Below are 14,014 nucleotides of genomic sequence, written 5' to 3'. Positions count from 1 at the left end.
GGATCCAATGTGGGAGCGAGCTTGCTCGCGATGCTTTTCAAACGGGTGGCAACCGCCACTCGATCGGCGTCTCGCCATTCTGTTCAAGAAACTTGTTGGCGCGGCTGAAGTGCCCGCAACCGAGAAATCCGCGATAGGCGGACAGCGGCGACGGATGTACCGAGGTCAACACCAGGTGCTTGGTGGCGTCGATCAGTTTCTGTTTGCTCTGCGCATGAGCGCCCCACAGCAAAAACACCAGATGGGGCTGATGTTCGCTGACCACCTCGATAATCCGATCGGTAAAATACTGCCAGCCCTTGCCCGCATGGGCGTTGGCATTGGCCCGCTCCACAGTCATGGTGGTGTTGAGCATCAGCACGCCCTGATCGGCCCAGCTTTGCAGGTAACCGTGGTTCGGGATGTCGATGTTCAGGTCGCGCTTCAACTCTTTATAGATGTTCACCAGCGACGGTGGCGCCGGTACACCCGGTTGCACCGAGAAGCACAAGCCATGGGCCTGACCCGGGCCGTGGTAGGGGTCCTGGCCGAGGATCACCACTTTGACCTTGTCCAGCGGCGTCGAGTTGAGGGCGTTGAAGATCATCGGCCCCGGCGGATAGATTTCCTTGCCGGCAGCGTTTTCCTGCCGCAGAAACTCGCGTAACTCAGCCATGTAAGGCTGGTCGAATTCGGCACGCAGTGCTTCCTTCCAGCTCGGTTCGAGTTTGATACGGTCTTCAGCAGTCATGGTTACACCCGAGTATTCAATGGGGCGAACCCTAGGAAAGCCCACCGCGCTTGTCAATTGATCTGACACTGATCCAGCACTTTCTCATACAGCGATCATACTGAACGTTCAATTCAGTCATCGAGGTCAAAATGAATCTGCACTTCGAAGAACTCACCGGCACGGACGGCGCACGTATCGGCATTGCCAGCCTGGATGCCGAAAAAACCCTGAACGCCCTCTCGCTGCCGATGATCAGAGCCTTGAGCGATCAGTTGGATGCCTGGGCCAAAGAGCCGCAAATTGTCTGCGTGCTGTTACGCGGTAACGGCGCCAAGGCGTTTTGCGCCGGCGGCGAGGTGCGCAGCCTGGTAGAAGCCTGTCGAACCCATCCTGGTGAAGTGCCGCCCTTGGCTGCGCAATTTTTCTCGGCGGAATATCACCTTGATTTTCGCTTGCACACCTACCCTAAACCGCTGATCTGCTGGGGCCACGGTTACGTCCTCGGTGGCGGCCTGGGATTGCTGCAAGGCGCGAGTATCCGCATCGTCACCCCAAGCAGTCGCCTGGCTATGCCCGAAATCAGCATCGGCCTGTACCCGGATGTTGGCGCCAGTTGGTTTCTCTCGCGAATGCCCGGCACGCTCGGCCTGTTTCTTGGCTTGACCGGCGCGCAGATGAACGGACGCGACGCCATTGATCTGGACCTGGCTGACCGCTTCTTGCTGGATGAACAGCAGGAAGAACTCATCGAAGGTCTACTGCAATTGAATTGGCAGGAACAGACGCCAATGCAGCTCAACAGCCTGCTCAAGGCCTTGCAGCAAGAAGCCGTCGTGCACCTGCCCGAGGCGCAATGGCTGCCTCGACGCCAGCAGATTGATGAGTTACTGGATGTCAGCGATGTTTGCTGTGCCTGGCGCGCCATCAGTCTGTTGCGCGATCACCGCGACTTGCTGCTGGCCCGCGCGGCGAAAACCCTGCACGAAGGTTGCCCGCTGACCGCTCATCTAGTCTGGGAGCAGATCCAGCGTGCTCGGCACCTTTCATTGGCCGAGGTATTCCAGATGGAATACACCATGAGCCTGAACTGCTGCCGTCACCCGGAATTCAGTGAAGGCGTTCGTGCTCGCTTGATCGACAAAGACCAGAAGCCACATTGGCATTGGCCGGACATCAACACGATACCTGAAGCGGTGGTCCAGGCGCATTTCCATAAGGTCTGGGAAGGTCGACATCCGCTGGCGGATTTGTCGGGTTACTGAAATTTCAGGCATAAAAAAAGCGGCGCTGAATGCGCCGCTTGTTCGTTGCAAGGCTTAGCGGTGGCCATCCCAACTGCGGCGGCCATCGCGACCATCACGGTCACCATGCCTGTCGTGATCACGCCCGTCACGATGCCCCCGATCATCCCATTCCCGGCGGCCATGGCCACCCTCTTCGCGATGACCCCAGCCATGGCGGTCGCGGTCATCCCAGCCACGGTTCTGGTAAACGCGGTACTCGACTCGCGGTGCTGCCTGGTAATAACGCGGCGGGGCTTGGTAATAACGCGGCGCTGGCTCGTAGTAGCGCGGCGACGAGTAGTAACGCGCAGGGGGTGCGGCGTAATAAGGTCCACCTCCGTAGTAATAAGCTGGCGCCGGCGAGGTGTAGACCTCAGAGCTGTAATTACCGGGACCTTCGTCGTAATAGGGTACACAAGCAGAAAGCGTCAAACCCAATGAAGCGATGAGAAGAAATCGGCGATACATGGCGGCCTCCTGGACCGCGAATGAGCCATACCAGCGACGCTGGTCGGCGGCAGCCAATGAATCTGACTGACGAAATATCTGACAACAAAATTGGAATCTGGTGCGATTTTGAAACACATTGAAACAAGTAACAGATAACGCTTCTCGACCGCTGGAAGCAGGCATGAAAAAACGGCGCTTCCTTACCCGCAAAAAGCCGTGAAATGAAGGGATTGAAAAAGCATTTGAGCCCGCTCGCCTTACCTGATTTCAATCGTGCTCATGGCGATCTCCCCCGCGCCCGCGGTCATGGTCACCATGGTAATAATGGCGATAACCGCCGTAATAGCGAGGGCCATAGTAGTAACCACCATAGTAATAAGGCCTGTAGTAATAAGGTGCCGGCACGGTGTACACCTCTGGACCGTAGTAGCCGGGTTCTGCGTAGTAAAAACAGGCGGAAAGACTCAAGCCAAACAACACACCAAGCAAGATTCGACGGTACATGACGGCCTCCTGGACCGCAGGCAGTACATCCCGAAAACGCGGGTTGCTGCCAGTCGGAACACTAAACGGCTGACATTGATTAAGACTCTGTCACAGCCGCCAAGTGCCTCTTTGCTCAGAACTTCAGATCAGCGGCCGGTCCAACTTGCACAGCCTGCTGTCACGCGCCGACCAGACAATGTACCGTGCCAAACTGACCGACCGTAACCGAACCTGCACAGAAGCGCCCCACTCCAGCGATGAATAAACCTGACCTCTGCCCGGCCTGTGGCGCCGGTAACGATTGCAGCCTGGCCGACCCACGAACCGCCGACCAGGCCTGCTGGTGCTACGCCGTGACTATCGACCCGGCGGTGCTTCTGGCGCTGCCCGCCGAACTGCGCGACCAGTCGTGCCTGTGCCCGAGCTGCGCTCAGGTCGAGGCGCAACTGCAAGCAACTCGCTAGCCCGTCGAGTAAGATGCGCGCCCTTTTCCGATCTGCCGACCGTCATGCGCGTTGACCGTTTCCTCAGCAACCTGCCCCGCTTCAACCGAAAACAGGTGCGTCTGCTGTTGGTGGAACGGCGGATCAAGGTCGACGGGCAGATCGTCAGCGACCCGCATTTTGAAGTGCGCGAGTTCAGCCGTGTCGAGTGCGACGATCAAGTTCTTCAGCTCGGCAAACCACCGCGCTACTTCATGCTGAACAAACCACCCGGCTGCGTCAGCGCCACTCGCGACCCGGAACACCCGACCGTCCTCGACCTGATCCTTGAACCCGACAGGGACGACCTGCATATCGCCGGGCGACTGGACTTCAACACCACCGGGTTGATGCTGATCACCAACGACGGTTCCTGGTCGCGGCGCCTGACTCAACCGCAGACCAAACTGCCAAAAGTCTACTATGTCGAAACCGAACAACCGATAACGCCAGAGTACGCACAGACCTTCGCCCAAGGCCTGTACTTCGCCTTTGAGAATCTCACCACCCAGCCTGCCGAACTGGTTGTGCTGGGCGAAAAATGTGCACGGTTGAGCATCGTCGAGGGCCGTTATCACCAGGTGAAGCGGATGTTCGGCCACTTCGATAACAAGGTCATGCGCCTGCATCGCGAGCGCATGGGGTCGCTGGTACTCGATGACACATTGAGACCGGGTGAGTACCGCCCACTGAGCGACGAAGAGATCCAGCTGATCTGAAGCAAGCGACCGCTGAGCAGAAGCTGTCGAACAATTTACTAACAGCACTTGCGCGATCGCCCCTCCCCTGCTTGAATCAGGACGTCGGCCCAAATGTGACCGACGAGTCACAACATACTTCTAAGAAACTTTTTTGCCGGTAGTGAGCCATCAGGCTCCGCCTTCTCCCGGCAGATTGCCCGCCTATAACAATACCCGTCGACCAGCCGCCACCGGATCGACATGGGCTCAAAAATTCCAGGCGTATGCCTACCTGTCACAAAGCTCGTGCAATCTCATTGCGCGCATACCCGCTTGCCAGGAGTCTTATGACATGAGGCCAGAAATCGCTGTGCTGGATATACAAGGTCAGTACCGGGTTTACACGGAGTTCTATCGCGCAGACGCCGCAGAGAAGACCATCATTCTGGTCAACGGCTCGATGGCCACCACTGCATCGTTTGCACAAACCGTGAAAAACCTGCACCCGCAATTCAATGTGGTGCTGTACGACCAGCCCTACGCGGGCAAGTCAAAAGCCCACAATCGGCACGAGAAAATGCTCACCAAGGAAGTCGAAGGGCAGATCCTCCTTGAGCTGATCGACCATTTCGCCGCGGAACACGTGATGTCATTCTCGTGGGGGGGCTCAGCCACTATGATCGCTCTGGCGCAGCGCCCGCGCCGGATCGAAAAAGCCGTGATCAGCTCGTTCTCGCCGGTGGTCAACGAACACATGCGCGATTATCTGGAGCGCGGTGTCGACTACCTCGGCAAGCTCGACGGCGACCGTGTCGGCCACCTGGTCAACAACACCATCGGCAAGCACCTGCCATCGCTGTTCAAACGCTTCAACTATCGCCACGTCAGCACCCTGGCCGAACACGAATACGGGCAAATGCACTTTCACATCAGCAGTGTGCTCAACAGCGACCGCCAGTGCTACCTCAAGGCCGCCAAGCAAATCGACGTGCCGGTGCTGTTCATGAACGGTGAATGGGACGAATACACCGCCGCCGGTGATGCCCGACTGTTCGGCGACCATGTGCAACACAGCACGTTCAGTACTATCCAGGCCACCGGCCACTTCCTCGACATGGAACACAAAGCCGCCTGCCGAGACAGCCGCCATGCACTGATGAGCTTCCTGAAACCGGCCCACCATGAAGGCCGAACGCGCTCCCACTTCATCCAGGACCATCATGCATTGGCCATTTGAAACAGCGTCCTCGCGAGCAACCTCGTCTTCCTAGGTACACGCATTACCTGCAGGAGCGAGGCTTGCCCGCGACAGACCGCAACACGGTTTCAAACCCTGTGTATTTCCGCCCATCGCCCGCGCTGAACCCAGCCGCCGACGAGGCATGCCCCTGCCCGTCCAAACCTGCAAAAACCCACGTAAACACAGATCTGCCAAAGAAAAACTTCAAATCCCCGGCCACATCTGGTACAAAGTCAGCCGCTCTGAGCGGGTGTCGTATAATGGCATTACTCCAGCTTCCCAAGCTGATAACGAGGGTTCGATTCCCTTCACCCGCTCCAATCAGATTTCAGTCTCACGTCTTTTTTTGACGGGGGATGCAGGTAAAGAAAAAACCGGCCTTGATGGCCGGTTTTTTGTGTCTGGGATTTGGTGGAATCGGGCTCTGAGGCATCCCCCCACTTTCGTCCGTTGTCCGCTGATCGATGAGTAAGTGCTCTCGGGGCGTTAGCGACTACCCTGAAGTCTGTTAGCGTTTTTTTCTAAAAACACGGATTTATTATCAAATTTCATCAAGCGTTAACATTTTCATATCTACGGAAATTAGCGTTTTCGCATATGATCGATGTTCTGTTAGCGTTTTTATTGCCCCAGTAATGGATTTCGTCAATGCAAGTCGGTTACAAGACCCTCGCAAACCGTTACGACATCGCACTGGCACAGCCCCTACGGGTCGACTCGATGATCGGCACTGTACGTGTCAGTCGCGAAAGTGACGGAAATGTGGAGAACCGGTATCCGGCAAGCTATCGGCCCGCAGACGATTTCGCAGGACATTTCGAATTCGGCCTCAAGTACGAAGAAATCCATCTCGAGTTCTTCGCCCGCCTGTTTGCGGCCATAGGTCCGCAGCCTATCGAAGACTGGTGTCGGCGGGAGCCATTCGGCCAGTATGCCCGCCGCACGGGATTCCTCTACGAATGGCTGACAGGGCAACGTCTGGATGTGCCAGACGTGACCAATGGCGGTTTATGTTGATGTACTTTCGCCACAAGATTACCTGACTCGTCACAAGGCACTGCGAACACGGCGCTGGCGAGTCAATAACAATCTGCCGGGGACGGCTGAGTTCTGCCCCTTGGTTCGCCGTACGGCAGCAGTGCAGGACGCTCTGCAATTCGATCTACGCAAGGCATTGGATGAGTTGGATCAGGCCTTTGGTGCCGACATCCTGATGCGTACGGCCAGTTGGCTGACGTTCAAGGAATCACGCGCGAGCTTTCTCATCGAAAAGGAAGCCGACCAGGCCGATCGCATCCGGCGGTTTGCCCATGTCATTGGCCAGTACTGCGGTCATATCGAAGACCCGTTGAGCAACGACAGCCTGCAGTCCCTGCAAGCTGGCATTCTGGGGCGGGATGCTATCGGACTGGGCTTGCGGCGCTCTCCTGTGTTTGTGGGACAAGCCACGATGCACGAGGACATCGTGCATTACATTGCCCCACATTTCGCGGATCTCGCTCAGCTATTGGCAGGACTCAACGAGTTTGAAGTCGCAACTCGAGGTGCGGAGTCAGTGGCACGTGCCGCTGTGTTGGCATTTGGCTTTGTGTACATACATCCCATGCGCGATGGCAATGGCCGGATTCATCGCTTCCTGATCAACGACACCCTTATTCGGGATAAGGCAGTGCCCGACGGCGTGATATTGCCGGTGTCAGCCACAATCACAAGTTCGATCGACTTCAGGGCCGGCTACGACCGTACGCTCGAAGTGTTCTCGCGACCGTTCATGCGACGTTACGCAGCGGCCTATCGGTTCGGCGAACTCGTGACCTATGAGGACGGGACTCGCAGCAATTTCATCTTCGATGAATACGAGGACGCGTGCTTTGCCTGGCGCTATCTCGATCTGACCGAACACGTCCTGTACACCGCACGTGTCGTCGAGCACACGATTCGAAAGGAAATGGCGGATGAAGCCAGAGTACTGGTGATCTTTCAGCGAGCTCAGGACCGGCTGAAAGAAGTACTGGAGATGCCAGACCAGGATGCGAACCGCATCATCCGCTCCATCAAGGAGAACGGCTGGGTGGTGTCCGGCAAGCTAAAGAAAGGGTACCCGCAGCTTGAAGATGAGCGCATGGCAGAACGCGTAGTGGAGGCCGTGCGTTCTGCGTTTGAGGATCGTGAGATGGGGGGGCAGCGCAGAGTGATTCCAACCGCTGCACTCACTGCTCAGCACGGCCAGTTACAGAATCCGAGCCGTGACGCAGATTCTTGAAAACCTCGCGATGCGGGGTGACATCACCACTGACTCGGTCATTCTCAGCGACTTTGCATTGCTCTGCTGCATACCTTTGCGCGACGGTTGCGATGTGCTGGATGTCATTGCGCGACGCATGGATGCAGAACCGTCCTGACGTCACAAGGGGGCGCTGTTTCGGCGCCCCTTGTGTTCTATAGACCAAGTGTTGCACTAGCTGTGCATCGGAAGATTCGCCATGTTGTCGCCGCTGCATCATTCGCAGCCTATTGACCCAATCGCGCCCGGAGCTCGGCAAACAACCTTGGCGCGCATCTGCGTGCCCAAGCGGATGTCATGCAGCGTGCTGAGCCCTCCCGGTTTTCCGACAGTTCTAAACTGGAGTTTGGCCGATTTCAGGACCTGTTTTGGCCTCGTTGGGCGAACCTGCTACCGCCGCCGCGATGCAGAATTCGTCGGCGCGCGCCAGGCCCTGGCGCCGCCTCTAGATCTTGACACCGCAAACCATGCATGCTAGCGAGTGCTATACTTCTTTCGAATTGCATGAAGTGTGTAACGTTCCCCACGGGTACAGATACCGACTGCAAATCTCAGTTGACGGCTGCAGGACAGACGAGGTCTACAGCAAACACGAGATGGGAGGTGTGGCATGAATCGACACTATTACATCAGTGATAATCTCGACGATCTTGAAACCGTTGAAAATGAATTGGAAGCCAACGGCATCAATACCGAACAAATTCATGTGCTCAGTGAAAAAGTTGCTGATGTTGAACAACATCACCTCCACGAAGTTAACTCGTTAATGAAACAGGATGCTGTTCACTCTGGCGAGATTGGTGCCGTGGTCGGTGTGCCACTCGCGGCGCTGGTCCTTGGCGGTGCCTATTGGCTGGGCTGGACCGAATCCGCCGCAGGCTGGGTGCCTTTTATCTTCCTTTCCATTGTTATAGTGGGCTTCTGCATCTGGGAAGGCGGTTTTTTTGGTATCCAGGTGCCAAACACTCACTTCCGCAGTTTTAAACAGATGGTAGAAGAGGGTAAACATATCTTCTTCGTGGATGTTGAGCCGGATCAGGAATCGATATTGGACCGGGTAATCGGACATTATCCAAGGCTGAAGATCGCCGGTACGGGAACAGCGGCCCCCCACTGGACAGTAGCCTGGCTGCACAAATGGCATCAGTTCAAACGAACGATATAAAGCCATTTATTGCGGGCTAGCCCCTGGAGGCTTAAAGCCATCCGGAAGTTACTTATTGGCCGAAGAAAATGACCCGACTGAGGAAAACATAGTCCGCCTCGGTGGCCATCAGTCCGACGAGCACCAGTAAACACAACGGTGGCACCAATATGGCGTAGACCATGGCCAGCCGTTCCCAAGCCATATGCATGAAGATGGAGACAATTAAACCTGCCTTCAACAACATGAGCGTGATAATCAGGGACCACCTGACGTAGCCCTGGAAGTGAAAATAGTCGACAAGATACGACAGCGTGCTGAGGACGAATAACAGCCCCCAGATTTTAAGGTACAAACTGATTGGATGTTGCTGACCCTGAGCATGCGCCATCATCAGTGCTCCTCTTCAGAATCTGTTCACGATCTACCATAAATAGAAGAAAGCAAAAATAAACACCCACACCAAGTCCACGAAGTGCCAGTAAAGCCCGGCTATCTCGACGATCTGATAGTTTCCGGAGCGCTCATAATCTCCCCGCAATACTTTCAGCGCCACAATGCTGAGGTAGATGACGCCGACTGACACATGCAGCCCGTGGAAACCGGTAATCATGAAAAAGCTGGCACCAAATTGCGCCGCCCCCATGGGGTTCCCCCAGGGACGCACCCCTTCTGCGATGAGCTTGCTCCATTCAAATGCCTGCATGCTGACGAAGGTCACACCGAAGGCTGCGGTCGCCAGCATCAGGGCAGCGGTTTTCGCGCGATCATGGCGATAGGCGAAATTGACTGCCATCGCCATGGTGCCGCTGCTACTGATCAGCACAAAGGTCATGATGGCGATCAGAATAAGTGGGATTTCTCTACCGCCGATCGTCAATGCGAACACTTCACTGGGGTTCGGCCAGGCGCTGGTGATGGTCATGCGTACCGACATGTAGCCGGTTAAAAAACAGGTGAATACAAACGTATCGCTGAGCAGGAATATCCACATCATCGCCTTGCCCCAGGGGACCTGCCTGAAAGCCTCCCTATCCGAGGACCAGTCGCTGGCGATGCCCTGCCATCCCGCTGCAGGCAGCGAGCTTGGTGGATTGGATGAACTGGACTCGACTGGGGCTGCTGGGTGCGATGCCATGGCTTTTTACCTCAGGCCGCAGAATCTGGCGATGGCTTCATAGGTTGCCGGCGTACTGGTCAGCAGAGCGAATAGCACGAACCAAAGACCCAGTAAGTAATGCCAATAGATGGCACAGAGCTCTACGCTGGCGCTGAGTTGCGGCAACGGCACGTGGTGCAGGAATTTAGCGACGGTTCTGCTCCAGGCGATCAGCCCACCCAGCAGGTGGAACCCATGCAGGCCGGTCAACAGGTAGAAGAAACTGTTGGCCGGATTACTGGCGACAAAGTAGCCCCAGGCGACAAACTGCTGCCAGACCCAGAGTTGTCCCGTCAGAAAGGCAACTGCAAATACGCCCCCCACTGCAAAGCCAATGACCGTTGCGTCCAGTCGAGCCTGTCGTGCGGCTATACGTGACCACTGCAGTGCAATGCAGCTGAATACCAGAAAAGCCGAATTCAGCCATAGCTGCCATAGATTGGCTAGCGGCGCCAAGGGCTCCGTCAGGGGTCGCCAGTCGACCATTTGTGAACGCTCGATAAAGGCGACCAGGAAGAGAAGGAATAACGAGCTCACCACGGCCAGAAACAAGCGCAGGCCTACTCTTGCGTTTTGAATTCTATCGGCACCCTCGGCGGCCTGACCCCCCTCAGGATCGCGACTCCAACTGCCGCCGGGATCAGCGCTGTCGGTGTTTCTCAATAGCAGTCTGTTCATGTTTTAACATCCGCTATTTTGGTTCCGGCACTGAGTTGGCGCATCTGCTCCAGCTCCTCGTCGGAGACCGTTTGCGGAACGAAATCCTGTTCTATCCCCGGCACGCTGTAGTCATAGGCCCAGCGATGCACGACCGGCAGCTTCGCTCCCCAGTTACCGTGTATCGGCGGGGTGTTCGGCGTTTGCCATTCCAGACTGGCCGCGCCCCAGGGATTACTGCCTGCGGGCTTGCCTTTAAAAGTACTCCAGGCCAGGTTGAACAGAAACAACAGTTGGGAAACGCCGACGGTCAATGCGACCACCGTAATGAAGGCATTCAATTCTTGCGCCGACTGCGGGATGAACGCGTAGTTGTCATAGGCGTAATAGCGGCGTGGCATGCCCTGGAAACCCAAGTAGTGCATGGGGAAGAAGATGGCGTAGGTGCCCAGAAAAGTAATCCAGAAATGCAGCTTGCCCAGGGTGTCGTTCGTCATGCGCCCGGTCACTTTCGGGAACCAATGATAAATGCCGCCGAACACCACCAGTACCGGTGCGACACCCATGACCATATGAAAATGGGCTACGACGAAATAGGTGTCCGAGAGCGGAATATCCACGATCACATTGCCGAGAAACAACCCGGTCAGACCGCCGACCAGGAAGGTGACGATAAAGGCCAGGGCAAACAGCATCGGCACGGTCAGATGGATGTCGCCCCGCCACAGGGTCAGCACCCAGTTATAGACTTTCAGTGCGGTCGGCACCGCGATGATCAAGGTGGTGGTGGCGAAGAAAAAGCCAAAGTACGGGTTCATTCCGCTGACATACATATGGTGCGCCCAGACTACAAAGCTGAGTACGCCAATCGCAATAATGGCCCACACCATCATTCGGTAACCGAAGATACTTTTACGCGCATGTGTGCTGATCAAGTCGGAGACCAGACCAAACGCGGGGAGAGCAACGATATAGACTTCCGGGTGGCCGAAGAACCAGAACAGATGCTGGAATAATATTGGGCTGCCACCCTGGTGATCGAGCTGCTGCCCCAGCGAGATGATCGCCGGCATAAAGAAGCTGGTGCCCAACAGCTTGTCAAACAGCGTCATGATCGCACTGACAAACAACGCCGGGAAAGCCAGCAAGGCCATGATCGAGGCCATGAAGATTCCCCATACGGAGAGCGGCATGCGAAACAATGTCATGCCGTGCGTGCGCGCCTGCAGCACCGTGGTGACGTAGTTCAACCCGCCCATGGTGGTTGCGACAATAAAAATCGCCAGTGAGACAAGCATCAGTACGATGCCCCAGTCGGTCCCCGGTGTCCCCTTGGTAATGGACTGTGGCGGATAGAGCGTCCAGCCCGCACCCGTAGGGCCGCCGGGGACAAAAAAAGCGGCGAGCAACACCAGGACCGCTAGCAGGTAGGTCCAGTAACTCAGCATGTTGACGTAGGGGAAGACCATGTCGCGGGCACCCACCATCAGTGGGATCAGATAGTTGCCGAAGCCACCCAGAAACAAGGCCGTCAGCAAATAAATGACCATGATCATGCCGTGCATGGTCATCGCCTGATAGTACGTACTGGCGTCCATGAACCCCAAACTACCGGGGAAGCCTATCTGCAAGCGCATCAAATCGGACAACACCACGGCGATGATGCCCACGAATATAGCCGTCAAGGAATACTGAATGGCGATGACCTTGTGGTCCTGACTCCAGATATATTTGGTCAGGAAACTTTTGGGCTCGTGCAGTGCTTCTGTTTCGGCTTGCTCCGCATAGGCCATCACGTCATCCTCCTACTGAAGTTTCGGTGTATTGCTGGCTGCTTACGGCTGCTTTCCTGGCTCCGCCTTGCTCGCATCAGCGTCGGCATTCGCTTTGGATTTGATAAAAGCGATCAGTGCGCTCAACTCCTTATCACTCGGCGTAAAGGTAGGCATGATGGCTGCGTAGCCCTTGACGATTTTGGCGTTAGGCTTAAGAACCGATTCTTTTATATAGTCCTCATCGACCTTTATCCTCGTACCGTCGTCAAGGGTTTCTGTCTTGCCATACAGGCCCTGCCAGCTGGGGCCGACGCCCTTGCTGCCATCGACACTGTGGCAGGCCAGACAGCCGAACGACTTGGCCAGCTGCTGTCCTTGCGCCGCCAGGTCGTCACCTGGGCCCGACGTTTCGCCGGCAGAAAGTTCATCGCCTTGGCGCGTAGTACCCAGAGATTTGATCAGCGCGACGAGAGCACCCAGTTCATCGTCATTGAGAGTATAGGCCACCATGACCGGTGGGTAGCCCTGTACCCGCCGGGCCTTCGGATCGAGGATCGCCGCTTTCAGGTAGGCCTCATCGACCAGCACACCGGTGCCATCGGCAAGCTGTTCGGTGCGGCCGAATAGCCCCTTCCATCCCGGACCGAGACTGGCACTGCCGTCCTGGCTATGGCAGGCACTGCAGCCGAGCTTTTCGACCAACAGGCGGCCTTTTTCCAGCACGCTGTCCCGGCTGGGCTTGGCAGCTGTCGCTAATGTCTGCGCAAAAGTCGGTTGGCTGCTCAGCCATTGATCGAAGACGTTCTGTTCTTCCACGATCATATGGCCGCGCATGTTGTAATGCCCTACGCCACAATATTCAGCGCAAAGGATTTCATACTTCCCGGTTTTAGTCGGCGTAAACCAAAAGTACGACACCATCCCTGGCACCATATCCATCTTGCCGCGCATTTGCGGTACATCGAAATCGTGCAACACATCTTTAGAGCGCAGTAAAACTTTTACCGGCTGATTGAGCGGAATGTGAACTTCACTATTTAGTATCAGCACATCGTCCTGCCCAGCAGGATCCTTGGGGTCAAGGCCGAAGGGGTTGGTGGAATCAACATACTTGATATCCGACCTGCCCAGCTTCCCGTCCTGGCCGGGAAAACGAAAGGCCCACTGCCACTGCTGGGCGACCACTTCAAGTTCATAAGCTTTTTTCGGTACCCGGACAAAATCACTGTAAACAACCAGACCTGGCGCCAACATCAAGGCAATACCTACCGAGGTAACGATAATTAACCATAATTCCAACTTTTTATTTCCTGGCTGGTAGTCCGCCTTGGCCCCCTCCTTGTGACGATAACGCATCACGGCTACCGCCATAAATACCGTGATGACGATGAAAAATATTCCACTCATGATCAGGGTGATGAACTGGGTGGTGTCTATTGACCCCCAGTTGGAAGCTGCCGGTGTCGCCTGCCAAGGCGCTAGTATGTTGAACAGCACTGATGCAACAACGATTAGAATCAAGATAATTGCTACTGCCATTTTCTCTTCATCCTATTCCTGTTACTCGTTGGTTATTCAAAAGCATCGCCATTCAACAGCATCGTCAAATTAATATTAATCCGACGCCCAAGCAGGGTAGACAAACATCAGCCATCCTGATGG

Annotated in this window: 13 protein-coding genes, 1 tRNA gene and 2 pseudogenes; 8 read left to right on the top strand and 8 right to left on the bottom strand. The window is 55.8% G+C overall.

Annotated elements, in window-relative coordinates; genetic code table 11:
• Positions 1-37: 37 nt before the first annotated feature.
• Complete coding sequence (ung, locus tag AC1RPZ_RS19560; RefSeq protein WP_123428115.1) at positions 38-730, bottom strand: uracil-DNA glycosylase; 693 nt, start codon at positions 728-730, stop codon at positions 38-40.
• A gap of 131 nt (positions 731-861) precedes the next feature.
• Between ung and dspII the strand changes: the two genes are divergently transcribed.
• Positions 862-1,974 carry an enoyl-CoA hydratase/isomerase DspII gene (dspII, locus tag AC1RPZ_RS19555; protein WP_493138564.1) on the top strand — a complete coding sequence of 371 codons (1,113 nt, stop codon included), beginning with the start codon at positions 862-864 and terminating at the stop codon, positions 1,972-1,974.
• 54 nt (positions 1,975-2,028) lie between these two features.
• Here dspII and AC1RPZ_RS19550 read toward each other — a convergent pair whose 3' ends face one another.
• Positions 2,029-2,463 (bottom strand): hypothetical protein, encoded by a 435-nt coding sequence (locus tag AC1RPZ_RS19550; RefSeq protein ID WP_493138563.1) that lies wholly within the window; start codon positions 2,461-2,463, stop codon positions 2,029-2,031.
• 249 nt (positions 2,464-2,712) lie between these two features.
• Positions 2,713-2,949: a hypothetical protein gene (locus AC1RPZ_RS19545; protein WP_493138562.1), complete on the bottom strand. Its 237-nt coding sequence runs from the start codon at positions 2,947-2,949 to the stop codon at positions 2,713-2,715.
• A gap of 239 nt (positions 2,950-3,188) precedes the next feature.
• Between AC1RPZ_RS19545 and AC1RPZ_RS19540 the strand changes: the two genes are divergently transcribed.
• The 7 genes and pseudogenes from AC1RPZ_RS19540 (at position 3,189) to AC1RPZ_RS19510 (ending at position 8,782) form a co-directional block, all read left to right on the top strand.
• Positions 3,189-3,395, top strand: coding sequence for a cysteine-rich CWC family protein (locus tag AC1RPZ_RS19540; protein ID WP_493138561.1), 207 nt, complete (start codon positions 3,189-3,191; stop codon positions 3,393-3,395).
• A gap of 44 nt (positions 3,396-3,439) precedes the next feature.
• Positions 3,440-4,132 carry a 16S rRNA pseudouridine(516) synthase gene (locus AC1RPZ_RS19535; protein ID WP_493138560.1) on the top strand — a complete coding sequence of 231 codons (693 nt, stop codon included), beginning with the start codon at positions 3,440-3,442 and terminating at the stop codon, positions 4,130-4,132.
• Positions 4,133-4,445: 313 nt separating this feature from the next.
• On the top strand, positions 4,446-5,330 hold the full coding sequence (locus tag AC1RPZ_RS19530) for an alpha/beta fold hydrolase (RefSeq protein ID WP_493138559.1): 885 nt from the start codon (positions 4,446-4,448) through the stop codon (positions 5,328-5,330).
• Between the two features lie 249 nt (positions 5,331-5,579).
• A tRNA-Gly gene (locus AC1RPZ_RS19525) sits at positions 5,580-5,653 on the top strand.
• Positions 5,654-5,981: 328 nt separating this feature from the next.
• Positions 5,982-7,596, top strand: a pseudogene (locus AC1RPZ_RS19520) (Fic family protein).
• Positions 7,532-7,735, top strand: a pseudogene (locus AC1RPZ_RS19515) (short-chain dehydrogenase); the annotation flags it as partial. The pseudogenes AC1RPZ_RS19520 and AC1RPZ_RS19515, both read left to right, overlap by 65 nt.
• 492 nt (positions 7,736-8,227) lie before the next feature.
• Positions 8,228-8,782: a magnesium transporter gene (locus tag AC1RPZ_RS19510; RefSeq protein ID WP_493138558.1), complete on the top strand. Its 555-nt coding sequence runs from the start codon at positions 8,228-8,230 to the stop codon at positions 8,780-8,782.
• 52 nt (positions 8,783-8,834) lie between these two features.
• On the opposite strand, the gene AC1RPZ_RS19505 is transcribed toward AC1RPZ_RS19510, so the two are convergent.
• From AC1RPZ_RS19505 to AC1RPZ_RS19485, 5 genes are read right to left on the bottom strand one after another with little or no spacing between them, the layout of a single operon-like run.
• On the bottom strand, positions 8,835-9,152 hold the full coding sequence (locus tag AC1RPZ_RS19505; RefSeq protein ID WP_493063506.1) for a cytochrome C oxidase subunit IV family protein: 318 nt from the start codon (positions 9,150-9,152) through the stop codon (positions 8,835-8,837).
• A 33-nt stretch (positions 9,153-9,185) separates the two neighbouring features.
• Positions 9,186-9,899, bottom strand: coding sequence for a heme-copper oxidase subunit III family protein (locus AC1RPZ_RS19500; RefSeq protein ID WP_493138557.1), 714 nt, complete (start codon positions 9,897-9,899; stop codon positions 9,186-9,188).
• Between the two features lie 6 nt (positions 9,900-9,905).
• Positions 9,906-10,598 (bottom strand): cytochrome c oxidase subunit 3, encoded by a 693-nt coding sequence (locus AC1RPZ_RS19495; protein WP_493138556.1) that lies wholly within the window; start codon positions 10,596-10,598, stop codon positions 9,906-9,908.
• Positions 10,595-12,370: a cytochrome c oxidase subunit I gene (gene ctaD / locus AC1RPZ_RS19490; protein WP_493138625.1), complete on the bottom strand. Its 1,776-nt coding sequence runs from the start codon at positions 12,368-12,370 to the stop codon at positions 10,595-10,597. The genes AC1RPZ_RS19495 and ctaD overlap by 4 nt, the downstream gene beginning before the upstream one ends.
• A gap of 42 nt (positions 12,371-12,412) precedes the next feature.
• Positions 12,413-13,891 carry a c-type cytochrome gene (locus AC1RPZ_RS19485; RefSeq protein ID WP_493138555.1) on the bottom strand — a complete coding sequence of 493 codons (1,479 nt, stop codon included), beginning with the start codon at positions 13,889-13,891 and terminating at the stop codon, positions 12,413-12,415.
• Positions 13,892-14,014: the final 123 nt, after the last annotated feature.

Source organism: Pseudomonas sp. GW822-FHT02D10 (assembly GCF_058802345.1).
The sequence above is the reverse complement of the archived record's forward strand: the minus strand, read 5'-3'. Positions and strand labels throughout refer to the sequence as shown.